Annotated in this window: 35 protein-coding genes; 1 reads left to right on the forward strand and 34 read right to left on the reverse strand. The window is 63.7% G+C overall.

Annotated features, from left to right (window positions below):
• Positions 1 to 12: 12 nt before the first annotated feature.
• From rpmD to CNE_RS16765, 23 genes are all read right to left on the reverse strand, one after another.
• The gene (rpmD, locus tag CNE_RS16655; protein WP_010812381.1) at positions 13 to 195 is read right to left on the reverse strand and encodes a 50S ribosomal protein L30; all 183 of its coding nucleotides are present in this window, start codon (positions 193 to 195) and stop codon (positions 13 to 15) included.
• Positions 196 to 205: 10 nt separating this feature from the next.
• Positions 206 to 724 carry a 30S ribosomal protein S5 gene (gene rpsE / locus CNE_RS16660; RefSeq protein ID WP_006160449.1) on the reverse strand — a complete coding sequence of 173 codons (519 nt, stop codon included), beginning with the start codon at positions 722 to 724 and terminating at the stop codon, positions 206 to 208.
• A 21-nt stretch (positions 725 to 745) separates the two neighbouring features.
• Positions 746 to 1,102 carry a 50S ribosomal protein L18 gene (gene rplR / locus CNE_RS16665; protein WP_010812382.1) on the reverse strand — a complete coding sequence of 119 codons (357 nt, stop codon included), beginning with the start codon at positions 1,100 to 1,102 and terminating at the stop codon, positions 746 to 748.
• A gap of 11 nt (positions 1,103 to 1,113) precedes the next feature.
• Entirely contained in the window at positions 1,114 to 1,647 is a 534-nt protein-coding gene (gene rplF / locus CNE_RS16670) for a 50S ribosomal protein L6 (RefSeq protein ID WP_010812383.1), read from the reverse strand.
• A 10-nt stretch (positions 1,648 to 1,657) separates the two neighbouring features.
• Positions 1,658 to 2,053, reverse strand: a complete 396-nt coding sequence (gene rpsH, locus CNE_RS16675) for a 30S ribosomal protein S8 (RefSeq protein WP_010812384.1) — start codon at positions 2,051 to 2,053, stop codon at positions 1,658 to 1,660.
• A 27-nt stretch (positions 2,054 to 2,080) separates the two neighbouring features.
• Positions 2,081 to 2,386, reverse strand: coding sequence for a 30S ribosomal protein S14 (gene rpsN, locus CNE_RS16680; protein ID WP_010812385.1), 306 nt, complete (start codon positions 2,384 to 2,386; stop codon positions 2,081 to 2,083).
• 9 nt (positions 2,387 to 2,395) lie between these two features.
• Positions 2,396 to 2,938, reverse strand: coding sequence for a 50S ribosomal protein L5 (gene rplE / locus CNE_RS16685; protein WP_010812386.1), 543 nt, complete (start codon positions 2,936 to 2,938; stop codon positions 2,396 to 2,398).
• 25 nt (positions 2,939 to 2,963) lie between these two features.
• Positions 2,964 to 3,272 carry a 50S ribosomal protein L24 gene (gene rplX / locus CNE_RS16690; RefSeq protein WP_010812387.1) on the reverse strand — a complete coding sequence of 103 codons (309 nt, stop codon included), beginning with the start codon at positions 3,270 to 3,272 and terminating at the stop codon, positions 2,964 to 2,966.
• A 9-nt stretch (positions 3,273 to 3,281) separates the two neighbouring features.
• On the reverse strand, positions 3,282 to 3,650 hold the full coding sequence (gene rplN, locus CNE_RS16695; RefSeq protein ID WP_010812388.1) for a 50S ribosomal protein L14: 369 nt from the start codon (positions 3,648 to 3,650) through the stop codon (positions 3,282 to 3,284).
• A gap of 279 nt (positions 3,651 to 3,929) precedes the next feature.
• Entirely contained in the window at positions 3,930 to 4,208 is a 279-nt protein-coding gene (gene rpsQ, locus CNE_RS16700) for a 30S ribosomal protein S17 (protein ID WP_010812389.1), read from the reverse strand.
• The gene (gene rpmC / locus CNE_RS16705) at positions 4,205 to 4,399 is read right to left on the reverse strand and encodes a 50S ribosomal protein L29 (protein ID WP_010812390.1); all 195 of its coding nucleotides are present in this window, start codon (positions 4,397 to 4,399) and stop codon (positions 4,205 to 4,207) included. Before rpmC ends, rpsQ begins: the two co-directional genes overlap by 4 nt.
• An 11-nt stretch (positions 4,400 to 4,410) precedes the next feature.
• Positions 4,411 to 4,827, reverse strand: a complete 417-nt coding sequence (rplP, locus tag CNE_RS16710; protein WP_013958242.1) for a 50S ribosomal protein L16 — start codon at positions 4,825 to 4,827, stop codon at positions 4,411 to 4,413.
• 2 nt (positions 4,828 to 4,829) lie between these two features.
• The gene (gene rpsC, locus CNE_RS16715; RefSeq protein ID WP_013958243.1) at positions 4,830 to 5,630 is read right to left on the reverse strand and encodes a 30S ribosomal protein S3; all 801 of its coding nucleotides are present in this window, start codon (positions 5,628 to 5,630) and stop codon (positions 4,830 to 4,832) included.
• Positions 5,631 to 5,639: 9 nt separating this feature from the next.
• On the reverse strand, positions 5,640 to 5,969 hold the full coding sequence (gene rplV / locus CNE_RS16720) for a 50S ribosomal protein L22 (RefSeq protein ID WP_013958244.1): 330 nt from the start codon (positions 5,967 to 5,969) through the stop codon (positions 5,640 to 5,642).
• Positions 5,970 to 5,978: 9 nt separating this feature from the next.
• Complete coding sequence (rpsS, locus tag CNE_RS16725) at positions 5,979 to 6,254, reverse strand: 30S ribosomal protein S19 (RefSeq protein ID WP_010812394.1); 276 nt, start codon at positions 6,252 to 6,254, stop codon at positions 5,979 to 5,981.
• Positions 6,255 to 6,276: 22 nt separating this feature from the next.
• Entirely contained in the window at positions 6,277 to 7,107 is an 831-nt protein-coding gene (gene rplB / locus CNE_RS16730) for a 50S ribosomal protein L2 (RefSeq protein ID WP_013958245.1), read from the reverse strand.
• A 2-nt stretch (positions 7,108 to 7,109) separates the two neighbouring features.
• Positions 7,110 to 7,424: a 50S ribosomal protein L23 gene (rplW, locus tag CNE_RS16735; RefSeq protein WP_006576245.1), complete on the reverse strand. Its 315-nt coding sequence runs from the start codon at positions 7,422 to 7,424 to the stop codon at positions 7,110 to 7,112.
• Positions 7,421 to 8,041 carry a 50S ribosomal protein L4 gene (gene rplD, locus CNE_RS16740; protein WP_010812396.1) on the reverse strand — a complete coding sequence of 207 codons (621 nt, stop codon included), beginning with the start codon at positions 8,039 to 8,041 and terminating at the stop codon, positions 7,421 to 7,423. Before rplD ends, rplW begins: the two co-directional genes overlap by 4 nt.
• A gap of 12 nt (positions 8,042 to 8,053) precedes the next feature.
• On the reverse strand, positions 8,054 to 8,704 hold the full coding sequence (rplC, locus tag CNE_RS16745) for a 50S ribosomal protein L3 (RefSeq protein WP_013958246.1): 651 nt from the start codon (positions 8,702 to 8,704) through the stop codon (positions 8,054 to 8,056).
• 298 nt (positions 8,705 to 9,002) lie between these two features.
• Entirely contained in the window at positions 9,003 to 9,503 is a 501-nt protein-coding gene (locus CNE_RS16750; RefSeq protein ID WP_013958247.1) for a flavin reductase family protein, read from the reverse strand.
• Between the two features lies 1 nt (position 9,504).
• Complete coding sequence (locus CNE_RS16755; RefSeq protein ID WP_013958248.1) at positions 9,505 to 10,746, reverse strand: styrene monooxygenase/indole monooxygenase family protein; 1,242 nt, start codon at positions 10,744 to 10,746, stop codon at positions 9,505 to 9,507.
• Positions 10,747 to 10,776: 30 nt separating this feature from the next.
• Positions 10,777 to 11,565 (reverse strand): SDR family oxidoreductase, encoded by a 789-nt coding sequence (locus CNE_RS16760; protein WP_013958249.1) that lies wholly within the window; start codon positions 11,563 to 11,565, stop codon positions 10,777 to 10,779.
• Between the two features lie 83 nt (positions 11,566 to 11,648).
• Entirely contained in the window at positions 11,649 to 12,878 is a 1,230-nt protein-coding gene (locus CNE_RS16765) for a dienelactone hydrolase family protein (protein ID WP_013958250.1), read from the reverse strand.
• A 284-nt stretch (positions 12,879 to 13,162) separates the two neighbouring features.
• On the opposite strand from CNE_RS16765, the gene CNE_RS16770 reads away from it, so the two are divergent.
• Entirely contained in the window at positions 13,163 to 14,164 is a 1,002-nt protein-coding gene (locus tag CNE_RS16770; RefSeq protein WP_013958251.1) for an AraC family transcriptional regulator, read from the forward strand.
• 12 nt (positions 14,165 to 14,176) lie between these two features.
• Here CNE_RS16770 and CNE_RS16775 read toward each other — a convergent pair whose 3' ends face one another.
• The 11 genes from CNE_RS16775 to recQ all read right to left on the reverse strand — a co-directional run bounded on the left by CNE_RS16775 (position 14,177) and on the right by recQ (position 23,396).
• The gene (locus CNE_RS16775; RefSeq protein WP_080569559.1) at positions 14,177 to 14,530 is read right to left on the reverse strand and encodes a tannase/feruloyl esterase family alpha/beta hydrolase; all 354 of its coding nucleotides are present in this window, start codon (positions 14,528 to 14,530) and stop codon (positions 14,177 to 14,179) included.
• Positions 14,531 to 14,671 carry a hypothetical protein gene (locus CNE_RS41540; protein ID WP_013958253.1) on the reverse strand — a complete coding sequence of 47 codons (141 nt, stop codon included), beginning with the start codon at positions 14,669 to 14,671 and terminating at the stop codon, positions 14,531 to 14,533. It lies immediately after the preceding gene.
• Positions 14,672 to 14,674: 3 nt separating this feature from the next.
• A complete protein-coding gene (locus CNE_RS43065) occupies positions 14,675 to 15,007 on the reverse strand; it encodes a tannase/feruloyl esterase family alpha/beta hydrolase (RefSeq protein ID WP_013958254.1) in 333 nt (110 codons plus the stop codon).
• Positions 14,952 to 15,563, reverse strand: coding sequence for a tannase/feruloyl esterase family alpha/beta hydrolase (locus CNE_RS43070; RefSeq protein ID WP_080569560.1), 612 nt, complete (start codon positions 15,561 to 15,563; stop codon positions 14,952 to 14,954). The genes CNE_RS43065 and CNE_RS43070 overlap by 56 nt, the downstream gene beginning before the upstream one ends.
• Positions 15,564 to 15,572: 9 nt before the next feature.
• A complete protein-coding gene (locus CNE_RS41545; RefSeq protein ID WP_153955111.1) occupies positions 15,573 to 15,740 on the reverse strand; it encodes a hypothetical protein in 168 nt (55 codons plus the stop codon).
• 500 nt (positions 15,741 to 16,240) lie between these two features.
• On the reverse strand, positions 16,241 to 16,549 hold the full coding sequence (gene rpsJ, locus CNE_RS16790; RefSeq protein ID WP_006160488.1) for a 30S ribosomal protein S10: 309 nt from the start codon (positions 16,547 to 16,549) through the stop codon (positions 16,241 to 16,243).
• Between the two features lie 78 nt (positions 16,550 to 16,627).
• On the reverse strand, positions 16,628 to 17,818 hold the full coding sequence (gene tuf, locus CNE_RS16795; protein ID WP_010810470.1) for an elongation factor Tu: 1,191 nt from the start codon (positions 17,816 to 17,818) through the stop codon (positions 16,628 to 16,630).
• 81 nt (positions 17,819 to 17,899) lie between these two features.
• On the reverse strand, positions 17,900 to 20,008 hold the full coding sequence (fusA, locus tag CNE_RS16800; protein ID WP_013958257.1) for an elongation factor G: 2,109 nt from the start codon (positions 20,006 to 20,008) through the stop codon (positions 17,900 to 17,902).
• Positions 20,009 to 20,125: 117 nt separating this feature from the next.
• Entirely contained in the window at positions 20,126 to 20,596 is a 471-nt protein-coding gene (rpsG, locus tag CNE_RS16805; protein WP_010810459.1) for a 30S ribosomal protein S7, read from the reverse strand.
• Between the two features lie 225 nt (positions 20,597 to 20,821).
• On the reverse strand, positions 20,822 to 21,199 hold the full coding sequence (gene rpsL, locus CNE_RS16810; protein ID WP_010810460.1) for a 30S ribosomal protein S12: 378 nt from the start codon (positions 21,197 to 21,199) through the stop codon (positions 20,822 to 20,824).
• Positions 21,200 to 21,548: 349 nt separating this feature from the next.
• Positions 21,549 to 23,396 (reverse strand): DNA helicase RecQ, encoded by a 1,848-nt coding sequence (gene recQ / locus CNE_RS16815; protein WP_041228215.1) that lies wholly within the window; start codon positions 23,394 to 23,396, stop codon positions 21,549 to 21,551.
• Between the last annotated feature and the right edge of the window lie 19 nt (positions 23,397 to 23,415).

A 23,415-nucleotide genomic window follows, 5' to 3' on the forward strand; every position in this document is an offset into this window, starting at 1 on the left:
GAGTTCCCGGTATCAGGCCAGAACCTTGACCAGGTACGAGACCTTGTTGATCATGCCGCGCACAGCGGGCGTGTCCTGCAGCTCCGACACCGAGTTGATGCGGCGCAGGCCCAGGCCACGAACAGTGGCGCGATGATCCTCGCGCGTGCCGATCAGGCTGCGCACGAGTTGCACTTTTACGGTTTTCTGCGACATTGCGTTCACCTTAACCCAGGATGTCTTCGACCGACTTGCCACGCTTGGCGGCGATTTCGCCCGGCGTGCTCATCTTCTGAAGGCCGTCCAGCGTGGCGCGAACCATGTTGTACGGGTTGGTGGAACCGTGCGACTTGGTCACCACGTTGGTGACGCCCATCACTTCGAAGATCGCGCGCATCGGGCCGCCGGCGATCACGCCGGTACCTTCCTTGGCGGGCATCATCAGCACCTTGGCGGCGCCGTGCTTGCCAACGACTTCGTGTTGCAGCGTGCCGTTCTTCAGCGAGACCTTGACCATCTTGCGACGGGCTTCGTCCATTGCCTTCTGAACAGCAACCGGCACTTCCTTAGCCTTGCCCTTGCCCATGCCGATGCGGCCATCGCCGTCACCAACCACGGTCAGCGCAGCGAAACCGAGAATCCGGCCACCCTTCACCACCTTGGTGACGCGGTTGACCGAGATCATCTTCTCGCGGAGGCCGTCGTCGCGTTCGTCCTGTTGGACTTTTGCTTGCATCTTTGCCATGACGTATCTCTCTCTATGCGCTTAGAACTTCAGGCCGGCTTCGCGGGCGGCGTCTGCCAGGGCCTTAACGCGGCCATGGAAACGGAAGCCGGCGCGATCGAACGCGACGGTTTCCACGCCAGCAGCCTTCGCCTTTTCGGCGATACGCTTGCCAACCACGGTGGCGGCAGCGGCGGTAGCGCCCTTGCCATCCAGTTCCTTGCGCACTTCCACCTCGGCGGTCGACGCGGAAGCCAGCACCTTGGTGCCGCACTCCGAGAAAACCTGGGCGTAAATATGCGAATTCGTACGGAACACGGTCAGACGATTGACTTTCATCTCCGCGATCTTGGCGCGGGTCTGACGTGCACGGCGCAAACGAGCGTCTTTCTTGTTCATCATTGCACCCCTTACTTCTTCTTGGTTTCCTTCAGGATGACGCGCTCGTCCGAGTAACGCACACCCTTGCCCTTGTAGGGCTCAGGCGGGCGGTACGCGCGGACTTCCGCGGCAACCTGACCGACTTTCTGCTTGTCCGCACCCTTGATGATGATCTCGGTCTGCGTCGGCGTTTCCGCCTTCACGCCTTCCGGCATCTCATGGATCACGTCGTGCGAGAAACCAAGCTGGAGCTTCAGCGCAGCGCCCTGCAGCTGGGCACGATAGCCCACGCCGACGAGGTTCAGCTTGCGCTCGAAACCGGTGGTTACGCCCTTGACCATGTTGGCCACCAGAGCACGCATGGTGCCCTGCAGAGCGTTTGCTTCACGCGATTCGTCAGCCGGGCTGAAGGTCAGCGTGTCATTTTCGACATTGACCTTGACCAGGCTGTGAATCGGCTGCGACAGCGTGCCGAGCGGGCCCTTTACGGAGAGCACGCCAGCCGCCACGTTCACTTCCGCGCCCTTGGGGAGCGCGATGGGAGCCTTACCTACACGGGACATGGTTCTCTCCTTAAGCGACGTAGCAGAGAACTTCGCCGCCCACGCCAGTGGCGCGAGCCTTGCGGTCGGTCATCAGACCCTGCGGGGTCGAAATGATCGCCACACCCAGGCCGTTCATCACTTGGGGGATGTCGCTGCGGCCCTTGTACACGCGCAGGCCGGGCTTCGAGACGCGCTCAATGCGCTCGATGACCGGACGGCCGGCGTAGTACTTGAGACCGATGCTCAGTTGTGCCTTGCCGCCATCTTCCTGGACGGCGTAGTCGTCGATGTAGCCTTCGTCCTTCAGGACCTTGGCGATTGCCACTTTCAGCTTCGACGACGGCATGACAACCGACGCTTTCTGCACGCCCTGGGCGTTGCGGATGCGCGTCAGCATATCGGCGATAGGATCGCTCATGCTCATACTGTTTCTCCTGTAGCCTGTGCGTAATTACCAGCTGGCTTTCGTCAGACCCGGGATTTCGCCCTTGAAGGCGATTTCGCGGATCTTGTTACGCGCCAGGCCAAACTTGCGGAAGGTACCGCGGGGACGACCGGTGATCGCGCAGCGGTTACGCTGGCGAGTCGGGTTCGCGTTGCGCGGGAGCTGTTGCAGCTCGAGACGCGCGCTGTAACGCTCTTCTTCCGACTTCTCTTGGTCGTCGATAATGGCCTTGAGGTTGGCGCGCTTGGCGGCATACTTCGCCACCAGCTTGGCGCGCTTCTTCTCACGTTCAATCAGAGCCAGTTTAGCCACGGTTACCCCTTAATTGCGGAACGGGAACTTGAACGCACCGAGGAGTGCCTTGGCTTCCTCGTCGTTCTTTGCCGTCGTCGTGATGCTGATGTTCAGACCACGCAGTGCGTCGATCTTGTCGTACTCGATTTCGGGGAAAATGATCTGCTCTTTCACACCGATGTTGTAGTTGCCGCGACCGTCGAACGACCGGCCCGACACACCACGGAAGTCACGCACGCGCGGCAGGGCCACGGTAACGAAACGATCGAGGAATTCGAACATGCGCTCGCCGCGCAGGGTCACCATCGCACCGATGGGGTAGCCCTGGCGGATCTTGAAGCCGGCGATAGCCTTCTTGGCCTTCGTCACGACCGGCTTCTGACCGGCGATCTTGGTCAGGTCGCCCACGGCATTCTCAATGATCTTCTTGTCATTGATGGCTTCGCCAAGACCCATGTTCAGGGTGATCTTGGTGATGCGCGGCACTTCCATGACCGACTTGTAGCCGAACTGTTCGATCAGCTTCGGCACAACCTGTTCTTTGTAAAACTCTTGCAGACGTGCTGCCATGCTCAACTCCTATACGTGCCCAGAATCAAGCTGCCACGACGGCGCCGGTGGTCTTCAGCACGCGCACGCGCTTGCCGTCTTCCACCTTGATGCCGACGCGCGACGGCTTGCCATTGGCATCCACGAGCGCAACGTTGGAAATATGCAGGGGCATGACCTTGTCGACCACACCACCGGTAGTGCCCAGCATCGGGTTCGGGCGGGCATGCTTCTTGGCGATGTTCACGCCTTGCACCGCAACCTTGTCGCCCAGGACGGCTTGCACGGTACCGCGCTTGCCCTTGTCCTTGCCGGTCAGCACAATGACTTCGTCGCCTTTGCGAATCTTGTTCATGGCGGCTCCTTACAGCACTTCCGGAGCGAGCGACACGATCTTCATGAAGCGCTCGGTACGGAGTTCACGAGTCACCGGCCCGAAGATACGGGTGCCGATCGGCTCGAGCTTGTTGTTCAGCAGGACGGCGGCGTTGCCGTCGAACTTGATCAGCGAACCGTCAGCGCGGCGCACGCCCTTGGCGGTACGCACGACGACGGCGTTGTAGATGTCGCCCTTCTTCACGCGACCGCGCGGCGCTGCGTCCTTGACGGTCACCTTGATGATGTCGCCAACGCTTGCGTAGCGGCGCTTGGAGCCACCCAGCACCTTGATGCACAGCACTTCGCGCGCACCAGTGTTATCGGCTACTTCGAGCCGGCTTTCTGTCTGAATCATGGTGTTTGTCTTCCCAACTTAATCCGTCAGGTGCAAAAAGCGCCCATCGGTCAGTCTTGGTCCCGTCGGCTCCGGCATTGCGCCAGCTCCGTATGGGTTGATCAACTTTGAAGTCGGTAGGAACCAGGCGATCTCAACAACTTGCTGAGGCCGCTCGGCCCTGGCTCGCTTCACAGGCCCGCCCGGGTGGTACTACAAAGGCGAACGCAACAAAGCGGAAGTCCAGGATTATAGCTACATAATCCTGGACTTGCAAGTCAAGCTAAGAACGTGTTGTTCTTAGATGACGCGTGCAGCCTCTACCAGCCGGGAAACCACCCAGGACTTGGTCCGCGACAGCGGACGGCCTTCCTGGATCTCGACCTTGTCGCCTTCCTTGTACTGGTTGGCTTCGTCGTGTGCGTGGTACTTCTTCGAACGCAGCACGTACTTGCCGTACAGAGGATGCTTGACGCGGTTTTCCACCAAGACCGTAACGGTCTTGTCCATCTTGTCGCTCACGACACGGCCGACCAGGGTACGGCGAAGCGACTTTTCCGTTTGTGCAGCTTCAGTCATTTCGCGTTTGCCTTTTGAGTCAGCACGGTTTGCACACGCGCGATGTCCTTGCGAACCTTTTTCAGCTGGCTGGTGTTCTGCAGCTGTTGGGTCGCCTTTTGCATGCGCAGGCTAAATTGGGCCTTCAGCAGCTCGGAGAGCTCCTGGTTCAGCCCGGCGGCGTCCTTGCCGCGAAGTTCGGATGCTTTCATCCCTGCTCTCCTTACGTCCCGACCTGGCGCACCACGAAATTGGTGGCGATCGGCAGCTTGGCGGCTGCGAGGCGGAACGCCTCACGCGCCAGGTCTTCGGTCACGCCATCCATTTCGTACAGCATCTTACCCGGCTGGATTTCAGCCACGTAGTACTCCGGATTGCCCTTACCGTTACCCATACGGACTTCGGCAGGCTTCTTCGAGATCGGCTTGTCCGGGAAGATCCGGATCCAGATGCGGCCGCCACGCTTGATGTGGCGGGTCATCGCACGACGTGCCGACTCGATCTGACGAGCCGTCAGGCGGCCACGGCCCATGGCCTTCAGGCCGAATTCGCCGAAAGACACGGCGTTACCACGGGTAGCCTTACCCGTGTTGCGGCCCTTCTGCTCCTTGCGGTATTTTCTGCGCTTAGGTTGCAGCATCGTTATTCTCCACTCTTCGCATCGCCAGGCGCACCGCGGCGACCGGCACCCGCACCGGCGCCACCGCGACGGTTGCCACCCGGGCGGCCTTCGCCTTCACGGCGGCGGCCTTCCGGACGACCCGGGCGACGACGACGGTCGTCTTGCGGCTCTTCCACCACCGGCGCGTCATTGCGGCCGAGGTGATCACCCTTGTAGACCCACACCTTGACACCGATGATGCCGTAGGTGGTTTCTGCTTCGGAGAAACCGTAGTCGATGTCGGCGCGCAGGGTGTGCAGGGGCACACGGCCTTCGCGGTACCACTCGGTACGTGCGATTTCGATACCGTTCAGACGGCCGGCGCTCATGATCTTGATACCCTGGGCGCCCAGGCGCATCGCATTCTGCATCGCGCGCTTCATGGCGCGGCGGAACATGATGCGGCGCTCGAGCTGCTGGGTGATCGAGTCGGCGATCAGCTGAGCATCGGTTTCCGGCTTGCGGATTTCCTCGATGTTCACGTGCACGGGCACGCCCATGCGACGCTGCAGTTCAGCCTTGAGCAGTTCGATGTCCTCACCCTTCTTGCCGATCACCACGCCCGGACGCGAGCTGTAAATGGTGATGCGTGCGTTGCGGGCGGGGCGCTCGATCACGACGCGGCCAACCGATGCGTTCTTCAGCTTCTTCTTCAGGAAGTCTCGAACTTCGATGTCTTCCTTCAGCATGCCGGCGAACTTCGTGTTGCTGGCGTACCAGCGCGAAGCCCAGTTACGGCTGACAGCCAGGCGGAAGCCAGTCGGATGAATCTTCTGTCCCATCGTGACTCCTTAGTTGCCGAGCGTCACAGTGATGTGACAGGTTTGTTTCTCGATGCGGTTGCCGCGGCCCTTCGCCCGTGCGGTGAAGCGCTTGAGCGAGGTTGCCTTGTCGACGAAGATCGATTTGACCTTCAGTTCGTCGATGTCGGCGCCTTCGTTGTGCTCAGCGTTGGCGATGGCCGATTCGACCACCTTCTTCACGATCCCGGCAGCCTTTTTCGGGCTGAACTGCAGGACATTGAGCGCGCGCTCGATCGGCAGACCACGGATCTGGTCAGCGACCAGGCGCGTCTTCTGGGCGGAGATGCGGGCACCGCGATGAATCGCTTTCACTTCCATGATGGCACCTTACCTCTTCGCTTTCTTGTCAGCCGCGTGGCCCTTGAACGTGCGGGTAATCGCAAATTCACCGAGCTTGTGGCCAACCATGTTTTCCGTAACGTACACCGGCACGTGTTGACGGCCGTTGTGCACGGCGATCGTCAGGCCAATGAACTCCGGCAGAATGGTCGAGCGACGCGACCAAGTCTTGATGGGCTTCTTGTCCTTGCCGCTCGAGGCGACTTCCACCTTCTTCAGCAGGTGGGCGTCGCAGAACGGACCCTTTTTAGCGGAACGAGTCATATCTTTAGCTCCTACCTACCGATTAACGCTTGTGGCGCTTCTGGACGATCATGCTGTCCGTGCGCTTGTTGCTGCGGGTACGGTAACCCTTGGCCGGGGTACCCCACGGCGAAACCGGATCGCGACCAGCGGCGGTCTTGCCTTCACCACCACCGTGCGGGTGATCCACCGGGTTCATCACGACACCACGCACCGTCGGGCGGATACCGCGCCAGCGGGTGGCACCGGCCTTGCCGATGACGCGCAGGCTGTGCTCTTCGTTGCCCACTTCACCGATGGTGGCGCGGCACTCGATGTGCACGCGGCGCACTTCACCGGAGCGCAGGCGAACCTGGGCGTACAGGCCTTCACGAGCCAGCAGCACGGCGGAACCGCCGGCGGCACGTGCGATCTGCGAACCCTTGCCCGGCAGCATTTCCACGTTGTTGATCGTGGTACCGACCGGAATGTTGCGGATCGGCAGGTTGTTACCGGCCTTGATCGGCGCTTCCGAGCCGTTCAGCAGTTGCTGACCGGCAACCATGCCCTTGGTGGCGATGATGTAGCGGCGCTCGCCGTCGGCGAACAGCACCAGCGCGATATTGGCGCTGCGGTTCGGATCGTATTCCAGGCGTTCGACCTTGGCGGGGATGCCGTCCTTGTCGTTACGCTTGAAGTCGACCACGCGGTAGTGGTGCTTATGACCACCGCCCTTGTGGCGGGTGGTGATATGACCATTGTTGTTACGGCCCGACTTCTGGAATTGCTTTTCCAGCAGCGGAGCGTGCGGGGCGCCCTTGTGAAGGTCCTTGTTGACCACCTTCACCATCGAGCGACGACCCGGGGAAGTCGGCTTGGTCTTGACGAGTGCCATGATTACTTGGCCTCCGCTTCAAAATTGATTTCCTGACCCGGCTTCAGCGAAACGTAGGCCTTCTTCACGTGGTTGCGACGCCCCATGAAACGGCCAAAACGCTTCTGCTTGCCCTTCTGGTTCAGGATCTGAACGGACTGCACCTCGACCTTGAACAGCAGTTCGACTGCGGCCTTCACTTCTGCCTTGTTGGCATCGCGGGCCACTTCGAACACGACTTGTTCATTCTTGTCGGCGACCAGGGTTGCCTTTTCGGAAACCACCGGCGCGAGCAGCACCTGCATCAAACGATGATCGTTCTTGGCTACTTGCGTCATTTCAGCAACTCCTCGATCTGCGCGACGGCTGCCTTGGTCACCAGCACCTTCTTGTAGTGCACGAGCGACAGCGGATCAGCCTGGCGCGGCTCGACAACTGCCACGTGCGGCAGGTTGCGCGAAGCCAGGTAGAGGTTTTCGTCGAGGCTGTCGGTGATGATCAGCACCGAGTCCAGGCCCATGGCCTTGAACTTGTCGGCCAAGAGCTTGGTCTTGGGCGCGTCGACAGTGAAACCGTCCACCACGTTGATACGACCTTCACGTGCGAGCTGCGAGTAAATCGAGCGCATGCCGGCACGGAACATCTTCTTGTTGACCTTCTGGGTGAAGTTCTCTTCCGGCGAATTCGGGAAGATACGGCCGCCCCCGCGCCACAGCGGCGAGGAAGACATACCGGCACGAGCACGGCCCGTACCCTTCTGGCGCCACGGCTTCTTGGTCGTGTGCTTGACCTCTTCACGATCCTTCTGCTTACGGTTACCGCTGCGAGCGTTGGCCTGGTAAGCGACGACGATCTGGTGAACGAGGGCTTCGTTGTAGTCACGGCCGAACACTTCGGGCGAAGCGTCAACGCCCGCACCGATCTGGCCATTGTCCTGGAGGAGCTTGAGTTCCATTACATGCGCTCCTTAAGCTTTGGCTTTGGCCTTGACGGCCGGGGTGACGATGACCTTGCCGCCCTTGGAGCCGGGAATGGCACCCTTGACCAGCAGCAGCTTGCGCTCTGCGTCGATCTTGGCGATTTCCAGGTTCTGCACGGTGCGGGTGACATCGCCCAGGTGACCGGTCATGCGCTTGCCCGGGAACACGCGGCCCGGATCCTGCGCCATACCGATCGAGCCCGGCACGTTGTGCGAGCGCGAGTTACCGTGGGTGGCACGGCCGGAGGCGAAGTGATAACGCTTGATGGTACCGGCGTAGCCCTTACCGATCGACACGCCCTGCACGTCGATCTTCTGACCGACTTCGAACAGGTCGACCGACAGCGAACCGCCAGCTTGCAGTTCGGCAGCCTTGGCTGCATCGATACGGAATTCGCGGATGATTTCGCCGGCTTCCACGCCGGCTTTGGCGAGATGACCCGCCAGCGGCTTGGTAACGCGGCTTGCGCGTCGTGCGCCGAAGGTGACTTGAACCGCGGTATAACCGTCGGTCTCGTCCGTCTTGATTTGCGTCACGCGGTTGTCGCCGACCTCGACCACGGTAACGGGAATCGAATCACCGTCGTCCGTGAAAATACGGGTCATGCCAACCTTGCGACCTACAAGGCCAAGGCTCATGGTTTGCTCCATTCCCAGCTGCGATTGGCCGGGGCTGATTGATACACGAAAACTGTGTTTGCTGTGGACTTGCGCTAAAGAAGACTGCGCGCGGCCAAAGTGGCCAGCCCACTACCCGAGGAAACGGGTAGCCTTACACTATATCGCAGCGGTTTGGAAAGGGCAATATGAATTGCGGATTCGCCTGCAGTGTTGTAGGCAGGCTGCCGCAGTAGTGGCGCTTGCGTTGCTTGGGCTGTGGTGTGGAGGCGACGACGGGTAGTTTAAGCGCCGTAAAGTGCATCCAGGGATGGTTTGTTCAGGCGGCGATGCGCACGAAATCGCCGCCATAGAATACCAGCGGTTCGCCCTCCCCGGCGTCGAACGCCTCGACGGCGCCGACGATCAGCAGGTGATCGCCCACCAAGTCGGCCCGCTCCACGCGGCAGGCCAGCGTCGCCAGCGCCTCGTCCAGGTAGGGCACGCCGCGCTCGCAGCGCCGGTGGGCGACGCCCGCGAACTTGTCCGCCGACGGGGTGGCGAAGCGGCGCGCCAGTTCGCCATGGCCCGCGCGCAGAATGCTGACGCCGAAGGGCGCGCCGCGTGAAAACAGGCCCGCATTCGGCGAGTGCATCGCCAGGCTCCACAGGATCAGCGGCGGCGCCAGCGACAACGAGGCAAACGAGTTCACGGTCAGGCCGACGGGCCGGCCCTGCGCCCCGCAGGCGCCGATGACGGCCACGCCGGTGGCATAGCGGCCGCAAACCCGGCGCAGCTCGCGGGGATCATGGACGGAAGTGGCAGGCGTGGCGGCGTGCATGTCAGGCGGCCTCGGCGACGTACTGGTTGATCAGCTGGTGGCAGGCCTGCGGATCCAGCCACCACGGGAAGTAGTCCGGCGGATTGTCGAAGCCGTTGGCGATGCGCGCGGCCAGTGCCGGCGCCTGCCCCGCGGCGCCCAGCAGCGCCAGGATATGCGGCGGCGGCGGGGTCAGCAGCGAGTTGGTCCACGCTACCACGTCGCCCGCGTACTGCCAGTACTGGTCGAAGGTGCGCTCCATCCAGGCCTGGTCGAAGGACTGGTCGCCGCGCGCCAGGATCGCATCGAGATAGACCTTGCAGCATTTGGCGGCGTTGTTCGAGCCCTGCCCCGTGATCGGGTCGTTGACCACCACGGCATCTGCCATGCCGAACACCAGCCGCCCGGATGGCAGCGTCAGCACCGGCTTGCGCACCGTTGGCGCGAAGCGACCGGCAAGGATGCCGTTGTCGTCGGTCAGCGCCACCCGCTCGCAGCGCTCGGCTTCCCACGGCAGGTAGGTCTGCAGGATGCGCAGGCTTTCGGCCAGGTGCTGCGCCGGGGTGCGCGCCTCGGCCCAACGGTCCATCGGGCCGCCCGGGATGCCTTCGAACACCATGATCTCGCACGGCCCGGACAGCGTCAGCGCGGGGAAGACGAAGTACTCGCCCACGCCCGGGATCAGGTTGAAGCAAACCCGCGAGAACGGCGTGCGCGGCTCCATGCCGGTCACATAGGTCAGCGCCAGCGCGCGCTGCGGCTTGTCGAAGGGGCTGCGGGAAGCATCGCGCTCGAAGCGGCTGACGATCTCGCCCTTGCCGGCGGCCAGCAGCACGAGGTCATGCTCGCGGGTCAGGTCCTCCAGCTCGTCCAGGCCGACATCGACGATGCGCAGGTCGCCGCCGCGTGCAACGAAGGTTTCCATCCACGCCGGCATCTTCAGGCGCTGGTCCACCGCCTGCGCCGGGCGGTCCAGGGGCGCGGCCCAGTCGATCGCGCGGGCACCGGCCTGCTCGGGATGCGGCACGGCCAGGCCGATGCCCTCCACCGGCGGGCAGGCATCGTCCCACCAGTTCAGCCCGAGCTCGCGCTCGGCCTGCAGCGCGCGGTCGAACATGCACTGGCTGGACATGACTTTCCCGCCGCGGATCTGCTCGGGTGTCCGGTTGGACAGCAGCGTGACCCGGTAGCCGTTGGCTTGCAGCCCGAGGGCCATTTGCAGGCCCGACTGGCCGGCTCCGACGATGGCGATGCGTTGGCTCATGATTTTCTCCTGAAGGTCGTCCGGCGGCATTCAGCCGGCCAGCTTGCCGATGGCGGGCACATTCTGCTCCGGCCCCATGGCGGAATAGCCGCCGTCGACGGCATAGTCGGCACCGGTGACGAAGCTGGCATGGTCGGAACAGAGGAAGAGCACCACCTGTGCCACTTCATCGGGCTCGCCGACGCGGCCCAGCAGGTGAAACGGCGCGGCCACCGCATCGGTGCGGGCGCGGTTGCCGCCGCTGACCTCATCCATTAGCCGGCACCAGGTCCAGCCCGGCGACACCGCGTTGACGCGGATGCGGTCCGGCGCCAGGTCCATCGCCATGCTCCGCGTCAGCTGCGCGATGGCGGCTTTCGACACCGGATAGAGCCAGCGCCCGGTCTGCGCCACGTTGGCCGAGATACTGGTGAAATTGACGATCGCGCCGCCGCCGCGCGCCCGCATGTGCGGATGCACCGCCTGCGCCAGCATCACGCCCGACACCACGTTGACGTCGAGCGCCGCCAGCCAGTCGGCCCGGCCCGAACGGAAGCCGTCATCGAGATAGGTGCAGGCCAGGTTGACCAGGCAGTCCACGCCGCCAAAGCGCTGCACCACCTGCGCCACGGCATCGCGGACCTGTTCGTCACGCGTGATGTCGGTGGCGATGAAGAGTGCGTTCGGCCCGAGCTGCGCGGCCACGCGCTCGCCGTTGGCGGCATCGATATCGAAGATCGCCACGCGCGCGCCGGCCTCGACAAAGGCCCGCGCCACGCCGGCCCCGATCAGCGTGGCGCCGCCGGTGACAATGGCCACCTTGCCCTGCAGTCCTTTCATGCTTGTCTCCTGTGCCGGCAATCGCCGGCGATGGTTGCGGGCGGGCCTCTGCGGGCCCGTTCCGGACCTATGCCGCGCGCTGCCTACTTGCCATCGCTCTGCTGCCAGCGCGCCATCAGCGTGTTCGACGGCAGCGTCTCGTCCAGCAGCTTGCGCGCGGTCTCCACGCCCGCCACCGGCAAACCCGCCGGGTCCAGCTTGCCGATCTGCACCAGCACGCTGGCCTGGTCCCAGTAGATATGCTCGTGGTACAGCTTGTCACCGCGGAACTTGACGATGGCGATCAGCGGGATCTCCACGCGCTTGCCGGTGGGCGGCACGCCGGGCAGCATCCAGTCGATCTCGCAGGTATGCGTGAAGCAGAACAGCATCTCGTCGACGATCTGCGTGGCCCCGACCGTGCGCGACAGCGGGATCAGCGTGGTGTCGGGCGGATTGCTGTGCACGAAATGGTGCTGGTAGAACCGCCGCAGCTGCGCGTAGCCGACGCCGCCGGTCATGGTCGGGATATGGTTCACATAGGGCTGCGGCACCATCGTCGCCATGGTGGCGTCGACATCGCGGGTGGCGAATTCATACTCGCAGTGCTTGTCCCACAGCGCGGAGAAATCGTAATGCGGCCCCATCTCGCCGCGCAGCGCAGCGATCGAGCGCTGGTGCGCCATCAGCGCCGAGGGCTTGTCGAAGTGCTCGCCGCCCGTGCGTGCAAAGGCATGGTCTACGCCGGCGTAGACGTAGACCTCGATGTTCTCGCGCCCGGCCAGGGCTTCGCAGATCGCAGCCTGGGCCTGCGGCGGGCAGAATCCGTCTTTCTCGGCGATATGCAGCACCAGGCGGCCGCGCACGTTGGCGGCCTCGCCCAGCGCGTGCTCGATGCCCACGCCGTAGTACGCCACCGCGCAGGCCACGTCGGGCAGCCGGCAGGCCGCCAGGTAGGCCAGCTTGCCGCCCAGGCAGAAGCCCAGCACGCCGGTCTGGCCGACGCATTCCGGCCGCGCCCGCAGTGCCTCAAGCGCGGCGCCCACATCCTGCACGCCCGTGGCTTCGTCGAACTGCTGGTACAGGCCCAGCGCCCGCTGGAAGTCCTCGCCGCGGTCGGTCAGCTCGATCCCGGGCGCGATGCGCCAGAACAGGTCGGGCACCAGCACCGTATAGCCCTCCTCGGCGTAGTATTCCGCCACCTGCCGCATGGTCGCGTTGACGCCGAAGATCTCCTGGCACAGCACGATGCCGGGGCCCTTGCCTGCCGCCGGGGTGGCGAGATAACCGCTGAAACTGCCTTCGGGGGTCTGGATCTGGATGGTCTGGCCCATGGCCTGCGCTCCTTGTCGTTCTCTTTCCAGTATCTGGTGGGACTGCCGTGCTGGCTTCCATGATGGTGGCTCCGCACCGCAGCAAACTAGCCGCTGGACGCAGCGGCTATCCGATTAGTGCAGGAAACTTCGGAATCGGTCAACGCCGCAGCGCTGACAGCGGGGCCATCCGCTATAGTGGATCGCGTGGGAAACCGTGCCCGGCCGTCATGCCGGGCCGGCCCCGGAACCAGCGGCGCGCACGGTCACCGGCAGCGCCGCGGCCCCGCCAGAGGAGCGAGACAATGCAGCTGCCCCCCGCCGCCGGACCGCTGGCGAGCGCCCTGCTCGGCGATCCCGCCCGGTGCGTGTTCGCCTCGACCGACCTGGCCGAGACGCGCGCCGCGGTCGGGCGCGTGTTCAAGCCGCACCGGCTCGAGATACGCGGCCCCCGGTTGCAGGCACGCATGCACCATGCGCCGCTTGGCGCGGTCTCGTTCAACCGCCTGGCCTACGGCGCCGACGTCACCATCGACCCCGGCCCGCTCGGCGACTTCCTGCTGGTGCAGATGCCGCTGCAAGGACAGGCCGAGATCCGCTGCGGCGACCAGCACATCGTCTCCACGCCCGACTGCGCTTCGGTGCTGACGCCCAGCGATGCGCTGGCCATGCGCTGGAGCGCCGACAACGACCAGCTGATCGTGCGCATCGAACGCAGTGCGCTGGAACGCGTCTGCGCCGCCCACCTGGGCCGGCGCCCCGAGCAGCCGCTGCGCTTCGCGCTCGGCATGGCCTGGCGCAGCGGCGCCTGGTACGAACTGATGCGCTATCTCGCCGCGATGCTGGAGACCGCGCCCGAGACCGCGCGCCATCCGCTGACCGCCTGCCAGCTGGAACAGCTGGTGATCGGCACGCTGCTGACCTGGCAGCCGCACAGCCTGTCGGACGCTTTGCGCGAGCACGGCAAACCGCTGGCACCACGCCATGTGAAGGTGGTAGAGGAGTACATTCACGCGAACGCCGCTGCGGAGCTGACGCCGGCCTTGCTGGCCGAGGTTGCCGGCGTCAGCGTACGCAGCCTGTTCGCCGGCTTCCGCGAGCATCGCGGCACCGGGCCGATGGCCTATCTGCGCACGGTGCGCCTCGAGCGCGTGCGGCACGACCTGCTGAACGACGCGTCGGTGTCGTCAGTGAGCGGGGCAGCGCTGCGCTGGGGCTTTGCCCATCTGGGGCGCTTCAGCGCGGAGTACCGGCGCGCGTTCGGGGAGTGCCCCGCGCAGACGTTGCGGCGGCGCGGGGCGGGCTAGGCTGGTGATCGCTCAGTTCGTCGCGCAACTGTAGCTGGCAGCAAGACTGGCATCTCCCGACCCCGAGTACTTCGGGAATTTCGGGTACACGCACAGCGGCATGGTGCGCACCACGGTCTGCCGCGCGTCCATCTTCGAACTCTGCAGCTGTTCAGGGGCCACCGATTTCTCGACCCAGTCGATCATGCCCCCGAGATAGTCGACCTGATCCGGGCCGACACCGCCTTGCACATGCCCGACACCCGGCTCGAGGTAGAAGCGTGCATTGGCCGCACCGGCGCCAGCAAGCTGGGGCATCGCCATGAAATTGCGAACGTGGTCCCTGCCGCTGAGCGGCGAGTCGGCGCCGCCGTGCCACGAAATCAGCTACTTGCCCGATGACACGAATTGCGCGATGGCACGCATATCGTGATCCGCCCCAGCCTGCTGCAAGCCGGCGGCGATCGGCGGCAAGTCCCGCGTCACGTCGAACGTTGCCTGCAAGCTGCCCGGCTGCGTGGCGGGCAACGTCTACGCCGCGTTGCCCGTGGCGATGGCGGCGAAGCCGCCGCCGAGGCCCACGTAGTATGGCAAGAATTCGCCAAAATCGGCCCAGTAGTAGCCCGCGTAGACCAGCGCGCCCGCCGCGTCGCTCAGCGGCCCGACCTGTTCCTGAACGGTGCGCAGCTGCCCGGGGGTCAGGCAGGTGGCCGCATCAGCCCCGGGGGCACCGCACGCCAGCGCGGCCGGACTGAAGGTACAGGCGTTCGGGTTGGCGATGATGCCGTCCCTGATCCCATCCAGCCCGTCACATGCTGCGATCGCGGCAGCGTTCAGCGCTGTCCACTGGGCCGCGGCCGGCATGTCGGTCGGAACCGGCACGCCGGGCCAGGTTGAGCCACGCTGCTGTCTGCGTGGCCATGTTCATGGTTTCCGCGCCGGCGATGATCCCGTCATACTGGTCCGGCCAGCGCTGCGCCGCGATATAGGCATTGCGCCCGCCATTGGACGCGCCGTTGAAGTAGGTATAGCTGGGTGCGCGCCCGTAGAACGCCTTGACTGCTGCCTTGGCGAAAGCGATCGTGGTGCCGACCGCGGCATAGGCATAGTCGGACTTCTCGGTTTGGCTCGTCAGGAATTCGGAGGGGTCGCCAGTACGGTTGCCGCCATTCGACGCGGCGTACGCAACGGCCCGCTGGAGCGGCTGGTACAGGGGGAAGCCGGCGCTGAAGCTCTCCACGGTTTTCACCTGCCCATCGAAACCTCCGCCACCCTGGTGCATCAGCCTGCCCGTCCAGTTGTCCGGCAGATCCACTTCGATGTCGAGCAACGTGCCGCTGGTTGCCGAAACCTTGCAGTAGCCCGGCAGCCCGCCCGCCGCCTCGATGCGCTTTACCGCCGTTATGCTGGCCCCGCCGATGGCCCTGCCTTACAGCGTAGCGCACGCCGCCGTGTAGTCGACCGCGGCCACGGTTGAAGCTTCAGGCTGCCCATCGCCGCCGCCGCACTCACTGAGCGTGAGTCCGATGCCCAACGCCAGGGCAATGCCGATGGCATTGCCCGAGCGCGGACGCACGGGTCCGGTGAGTCCTTTCAAACATGATTGTCTCCTCTGGGGGGCGCCACGCTTAGGGTTGCGGCTTTGCCGTCACGACTGAAATAAGGTAAAGCCGCTGCGGGGGACGCGCCGGAGCGCCATTTCGCGCTCCCCTTTTTCAAGATTTCGAACGCATGAAGAGGACCAGCACCGGGACGTTGAGCGGTGCGGGGATTGCTGCTTCTCGGGCAGGGCGCCGGGCACCATGACGGACACGCCGATCAGCGTAGCAGCGTTGGCGTCGCGGCTTTGATTTACATCACTTGCGCCAGTTGCAATCGACGTTAGTGATACAACATGATTCAATCAATCAGTGCTTATGTATCACTTTGCGGCGCGAGATGGCGGCAGCAACCGGATCGATTCGTCGCCCTCGCTCGCACGGTACGGGAGCAATCGGGCGAGCAAGGCAGCTGTATGCAAGCCTTGAAAACAAAAACGGCGAACCATACGGTTCGCCGTTTTGCTGCAGCAGGCCGCGGGCGCGGCCCGAAGCATGATTACACCTTGATCTCGACGTCCACGCCTGCCGGCAGGTCGAGCTTCATCAGCGCGTCAACCGTCTTGTCGGTCGGGTCGACGATGTCCATCAGGCGCTGGTGCGTGCGGATCTCGAACTGATCGCGGCTGGTCTTGTTGACGTGCGGCGAACGCAGGATGTCGAAGCGCTGGATGCGGGTCGGCAGGGGCACCGGGCCCTTGACGATCGCGCCGGTACGCTTGGCGGTATCCACGATTTCCGCAGCCGACTGGTCGATCAGGCGGTAGTCGAAAGCCTTCAGGCGGATACGGATCTTCTGGTTCTGCATGATATTTCCTTAAAAGAGCGATTGGGCAACGTGCCCGTTGAATGGGGACATGCCCGACAGGCATGTCCCAGGAAGTGCTTAGTCGAGGATCTTTGCCACGACGCCGGCGCCGACGGTACGGCCGCCTTCACGGATAGCGAAGCGCAGGCCTTCTTCCATGGCGATCGGGGCGATCAGCTTGACGGTGATCGACACGTTGTCACCCGGCATGACCATTTCCTTGTCCTTCGGCAGCTCGATCGAGCCGGTCACGTCGGTGGTACGGAAGTAGAACTGCGGGCGGTAGTTGTTGAAGAACGGGGTGTGACGGCCGCCTTCGTCCTTCGACAGGATGTACACCTCGCCGGTGAAGTGGGTGTGCGGCTTGATCGAACCCGGCTTGCACAGCACCTGGCCGCGCTCGACGTCTTCACGCTTGGTGCCGCGCAGCAGCAGGCCAACGTTGTCGCCGGCTTGACCCTGGTCCAGCAGCTTGCGGAACATTTCCACGCCGGTGCAGGTGGTCTTCACCGTCGGCTTGATACCGACGATTTCGATTTCCTCACCGACCTTCACCACGCCGCGCTCGATACGGCCGGTCACCACGGTGCCGCGACCCGAGATCGAGAACACGTCTTCCACCGGCATCAGGAAGGTACCGTCAACGGCACGCTCCGGCGTCGGGATGTAGGTGTCCAGTGCGTCGGCCAGGTTCATGATGGCCACTTCGCCCAGCTCGCCCTTATCGCCTTCCAGCGCCAGCTTGGCCGAACCCTTGATGATCGGGGTGTCGTCGCCGGGGAACTCGTACTTGCTCAGCAGCTCGCGAACTTCCATCTCGACCAGCTCGAGCAGTTCAGCGTCGTCCACCATGTCGCACTTGTTCAGGAACACGATGATGTAAGGCACGCCAACCTGACGGGCCAGCAGGATGTGCTCGCGCGTTTGCGGCATCGGGCCGTCAGCGGCCGAGCAAACCAGGATTGCGCCGTCCATCTGGGCGGCACCCGTGATCATGTTCTTCACATAGTCAGCGTGGCCCGGGCAGTCAACGTGCGCGTAGTGGCGGTTGGCCGTTTCGTACTCGACGTGGGCGGTATTGATGGTAATACCGCGTGCCTTTTCTTCCGGCGCTGCGTCGATTTCGTCGTACTTCTTGGCGGCACCGCCGAACTTGGCTGCCAGCACCGTGGCGATTGCCGCGGTCAGCGTGGTCTTGCCATGGTCAACGTGACCGATCGTACCAACGTTCACGTGCGGCTTGGTCCGCTCGAACTTTTCCTTTGCCATTTTTCAGCTCCTAATGGAATTCAGTCTTGTCGATTCATCACGCCGCCGCGCCCCACGCGGGGTGCGGCGGCAAACAGCTTATTACTTGCCCTTGGCCGTCATCACGGCTTCGGCGATGTTCTTCGGTGCTTCAGCGTAGTGCTTGAATTCCATGGTGTACGTGGCGCGGCCTTGCGTGGCCGAGCGCAGCGACGTGGAATAACCGAACATTTCCGACAGCGGGACTTCGGCCTTGATGATCTTGCCGCCGCCCACCATGTCGTCCATGCCCTGCACGATGCCGCGGCGGGACGACAGGTCGCCCATCACGGTACCCGTGTAGTCTTCCGGCGTTTCCACTTCCACGGCCATCATCGGCTCAAGCAGAACCGGGCTGGCCTTGCGCATGGCTTCCTTGAAAGCCATCGAGCCGGCCATGCGGAACGCGTTTTCGTTCGAGTCCACGTCGTGGTACGAACCGAACGTCAGCGTGACCTTCACGTCTACCACCGGGAAGCCAGCCAGGATGCCGTTCGGCAGCGTGTCGACGATACCCTTTTCGACCGCCGGGATGTATTCGCGAGGAATCACACCGCCCTTGATGGCGTCGATGAACTCGAAGCCCTTGCCCGGCTCTTGCGGTTCCAGCGTGATCACAGCGTGACCGTACTGGCCGCGGCCGCCCGACTGCTTGACGAACTTGCCCTCGACGCCTTCGGCCGTCTTGCGAATGGTTTCGCGGTAGGCCACCTGCGGCGCGCCGATGTTGGCTTCCACGCCGAATTCGCGCTTCATGCGGTCGACCAGAATTTCGAGGTGGAGCTCGCCCATGCCCGAAATGATGGTCTGACCCGATTCTTCATCGGTACGCACGCGGAACGACGGATCTTCAGCGGCCAGGCGGTTCAGGGCGATGCCCATCTTTTCCTGGTCAGCCTTGGTCTTCGGCTCGACAGCCTGCGAGATCACCGGCTCCGGGAACACCATGCGCTCGAGCACGATCGGTGCAGCCGGATCGCACAGCGTGTCGCCCGTGGTGGCGTCCTTCAGACCCACTGCAGCGGCGATGTCGCCGGCCAGCACTTCCTTGATTTCTTCGCGCTGGTTGGCATGCATCTGCAGAATACGGCCCAGGCGTTCCTTCTTGCTCTTGACCGGGTTGTACACGGTGTCGCCCGAATTGATCTTGCCCGAGTAGACGCGGAAGAAGATCAGCTGACCAACGAACGGGTCGGTCATGATCTTGAACGCCAGTGCCGAGAACTTTTCGTTGTCGTCAGCCTTGCGCTCGAGCTTCTTCTCGCTGTCGTCCTCGTCCGTGCCCGTAACCGGCGGAATGTCGACCGGCGACGGCAGGAAGTCGATCACGGCGTCGAGCATACGCTGCACGCCCTTGTTCTTGAACGCGGTGCCGCACAGCATCGGCTGGATTTCGCAGGCGATGGTACGGTCACGCAACGCCTTGACGATCTCGGCGCGGGTCAGCTCTTCGCCGCCCAGGTACTTTTCCATCAGCTCTTCGCTGGCTTCGGCGGCGGACTCGACCATCTTCTCGCGCCATTCTTCAGCGGTGGCTTGCAGCTCAGCCGGGATGTCCTGGTATTCGAACTTCACGCCCTGGCTGGCTTCGTCCCAAATGATCGCCTTCATTTCCAGCAGATCGACGACGCCCTGGAAGCCGTCTTCAGCGCCGATCGGCACCACGACGGGCACCGGGTTGGCCTTCAGGCGGGTCTTCAGCTGGTCGTAGACCTTGAAGAAGTTCGCGCCGGTACGGTCCATCTTGTTGACGAATGCCAGACGCGGCACGCGGTACTTGTTGGCCTGACGCCAGACGGTTTCCGACTGCGGCTGCACGCCACCCACTGCGCAGTACACCATGCACGCGCCGTCCAGCACGCGCATGGAACGCTCCACCTCGATGGTGAAGTCCACGTGGCCCGGGGTGTCGATGATGTTGAAGCGATGCTCGGGGTAGTTGCCGGCCATGCCCTTCCAGAAGGCGGTGGTCGCAGCAGACGTGATGGTGATGCCGCGCTCCTGCTCCTGCTCCATCCAGTCCATGGTGGCCGCGCCATCATGCACTTCACCGATCTTGTGGTTCACACCGGTGTAGAACAGGATCCGCTCGGTCGTGGTGGTTTTACCCGCGTCAATGTGAGCCGAAATACCGATGTTACGGTAGCGCTCAATAGGAGTCTTACGAGCCACTTTAATCCTCTATTCGTCCGTGAGGCGCCGGCATCTCATGGCCCGCGCCCCTAACACAAACGGGCGAGATGTGTAAAAACACAGCCCGCCCGGCAACCAACAAACGCTATCGCGCGCTTAGAAGCGGAAATGCGAGAACGCCTTGTTGGCTTCGGCCATGCGGTGCACTTCGTCGCGCTTCTTCATTGCGCCGCCACGGCCTTCCGATGCTTCCAGCAGCTCACCTGCCAGGCGCAGCGCCATCGACTTCTCGCTGCGTTTCTTCGCGGCCTCGCGCAGCCAACGCATCGCCAATGCCAGACGACGCGACGGACGGACTTCGACCGGAACCTGATAGTTGGCGCCGCCCACGCGACGGCTCTTCACTTCCACCACCGGCTTCACGTTGTTGATGGCAACGGAGAACACTTCGATGGGGGCCTTGCCTGCCTTCTTTTCGATCTGGTCGAACGCGCCATAGACGATACGTTCGGCAACCGACTTCTTGCCGTCCAGCATCAGCACGTTCATAAACTTGGCAACTTCAACGTTGCCGAACTTCGGATCAGGCAGAACATCCCGCTTGGGGACTTCACGACGACGTGGCATCTTCTTTCCTTTAGATTCAGTTGAGAGCGCGGTCAGTTTTTCCCGCTCTCCGGCCACCAACTAGCTTGCATGCGATAGACAGCAAATTCGCCGGGTGACCACTTACTCGACGGCACGGTTGCCAAAAAGGCGCTCCGTTGTACCGCCGCCTGGTGACAGCACCATGACTCGCGCCACAGGCTATCGTTTGTTGCTTCGGGTCTTTCCGACCCAGGCTGCTTAAGCTTAGGCTGCCTTCGGACGCTTCGCGCCGTACTTCGAACGAGCCTGCTTGCGGTCCTTCACGCCTTGCAAGTCGAGCGAGCCACGGACGATGTGGTAACGCACACCCGGCAAATCCTTCACACGGCCGCCGCGGATCAGCACGACCGAGTGTTCCTGCAGGTTGTGGCCTTCACCGCCGATGTACGAAATGACTTCGAAACCGTTGGTCAGGCGCACCTTGGCAACCTTACGCAGTGCCGAGTTCGGCTTCTTCGGCGTCGTGGTGTACACGCGGGTGCACACGCCACGGCGCTGGGGGCAGTTCTCAAGCGCCGGGCTCTTGCTCTTGACGACTTCAGAGACGCGCGGCTTGCGAACCAGTTGGTTGATAGTTGGCATTGTTCAATCCAGCTTGGTTTGACGAAAAACGCCACTCGCACCGGCATGCGCCAGGATGGAGAGGCAACTACGGGTTTTGGGCGGGAGAGGTGAGCGGACGCGCTCTGGAGACGGGACTGTGCGGTAACAGCATGCCAAAGAGCGCGAGCCGGCACCCGGATCCCGCGTCTGCCGCCACCGGTCCATGGAAACCCAGTCCGGAAGGCTTGCCGGCAGCGGCCTAAAGGCCACTTGTCCGACGGGCGAGCGAAATCCAAAGCCAAAAACTCGAATCTGGCATCCTAGCAGGGGAATCGTATACCGTCAAGCCGTATACCCTTTCCGGGACGCGCTGACGCTGCCCTCCCGCTCAGACCCCGCGGAGCGCTTCCAGGATGGACTGCCCGTAGCGCTCAAGCTTGGAGGCACCAATCCCGGGAATGCCCTGCATCGCCGACAGGGATCCCGGCGCGGTCCGGGCCAGCTCCGCCAGCGTTGCATCGTGGAAGATGACATAGGCCGGCACCCCGTGCTCACGCGCGGCCTCGGTGCGCCAGCGGCGCAGCGCCTCCCAGTTGGCCAGCATGTCGGCATCCATGTCCGCGGTGTGGTCGGTGCGGGTGCCGCGTGCGGCACGCTCGCCGGACTTGCCCGGCTTGGTGGCCTGGCGACGCAAGATGATCTGGCGCTCGCCCTTGAGCACCGCGCGCGCGTCCTCGCCCAGCAGCAGCGCGCCATGGCCGCCATGGTCGATGGTCAGCAGCCCCTGGGCGATCAGCTGGCGGAACACCGTATGCCATTCATGCACCGAGCGGTCCTTGCCGATGCCGAAGGTGGACACCTTGTCGTGCCCCCACTGGCGGATCTTCTCCGAGCTGTTGCCGCGCAGCACGTCAATCAGGTGGGTGGCGCCGAAGTGAACCCGGCTCGCCTGCGCAGTGCGGTACACGCACGACAGCGCCATCTGCGCCTCACGCGTGCCGTCCCAGGTCGCCGGCGGCTCCAGACAGGTATCGCAGTTACCGCAGGGTTCGCTGGCCTCGTTGAAATACGCCAGGATGCGCACGCGCCGGCAGCCCGCGGTCTCGCACAGGCCCAGCAGCGCATCGAGCTTGGACGACGACACGCGCTTGAAGGCCTCGTCCGCCTCGGACTCGTCGATCATGCGCTTCTGCTGCACCACGTCGCCCAGGCCGTAGGCCATCCAGGCATTGGCCGGCAGGCCGTCGCGGCCGGCGCGCCCGGTTTCCTGGTAGTAGCCTTCCATGCTCTTGGGCAGGTCCAGGTGGGCGACAAAGCGCACGTCGGGCTTGTCGATGCCCATGCCGAAGGCGATCGTCGCCACCATCACCAGCCCTTCTTCCTCGCGGAAGCGCGCCTGGTGGTGCTGGCGCACCTGGGCATCCATGCCGGCGTGGTAGCCCAGCGCATTGATGCCCTGCCCGCTCAGCCACTGTGCCGTGTCTTCCACCTTCTTGCGCGACAGGCAATAGACGATGCCGCTGTCATGGGTGCCGTCGGCCGCGGTGTGCTCGGCCTTGATGAAGGCCAGCAGCTGCTGGCGCGCATTGTCCTTCTCGACGATGCGGTAGCGGATATTGGGCCGGTCGAAGCTGGAGATGAAGACGCGGGCGTTGTCCAGCGCCAGGCGCTCGATGATCTCATTGCGCGTGAGTGCGTCGGCCGTTGCCGTCAGCGCGATGCGCGGCACGTACGGGAAGCGCTCATGCAGCACCGACAACTGGATGTACTCGGGGCGGAAGTCGTGGCCCCACTGCGACACGCAGTGCGCTTCGTCGATGGCAAAGAGCCCGACCCGAATGCGCTCGAGCAAGTCCTGGAAGCGCGGCGTCATCAGCCGTTCCGGCGCCACGTAGAGGATCTCGATGCGCCCGGCCAGCAGGTCGCGCTCGACCGCCGAGGCCTCGGCCCCGGTCAGCGTCGAATTGAGCACCGCGGCGCGCACGCCGGCTTCGGTCAGTGCCGCGACCTGGTCCTGCATCAGCGCGATCAACGGCGACACCACGATGCCGACGCCGTCGCCGGCACGCTGGCGCAGCAGCGCCGGGATCTGGTAGCACAGCGACTTGCCGCCGCCGGTTGGCATCAGCACCAGGCAGTCGCCGCCCGTCGCAACGTGGTCGATGATCTCGGCCTGGCGCCCACGGAAGGCGTGGTAGCCGAACACATCTTTGAGGATCGCCAGCGCGTGCGACATAGACAACGGAATTGCTGAA

The organism is Cupriavidus necator N-1 (assembly GCF_000219215.1).
In the GTDB taxonomy this organism is placed as follows: Bacteria; Pseudomonadota; Gammaproteobacteria; order Burkholderiales; family Burkholderiaceae; genus Cupriavidus; species Cupriavidus necator.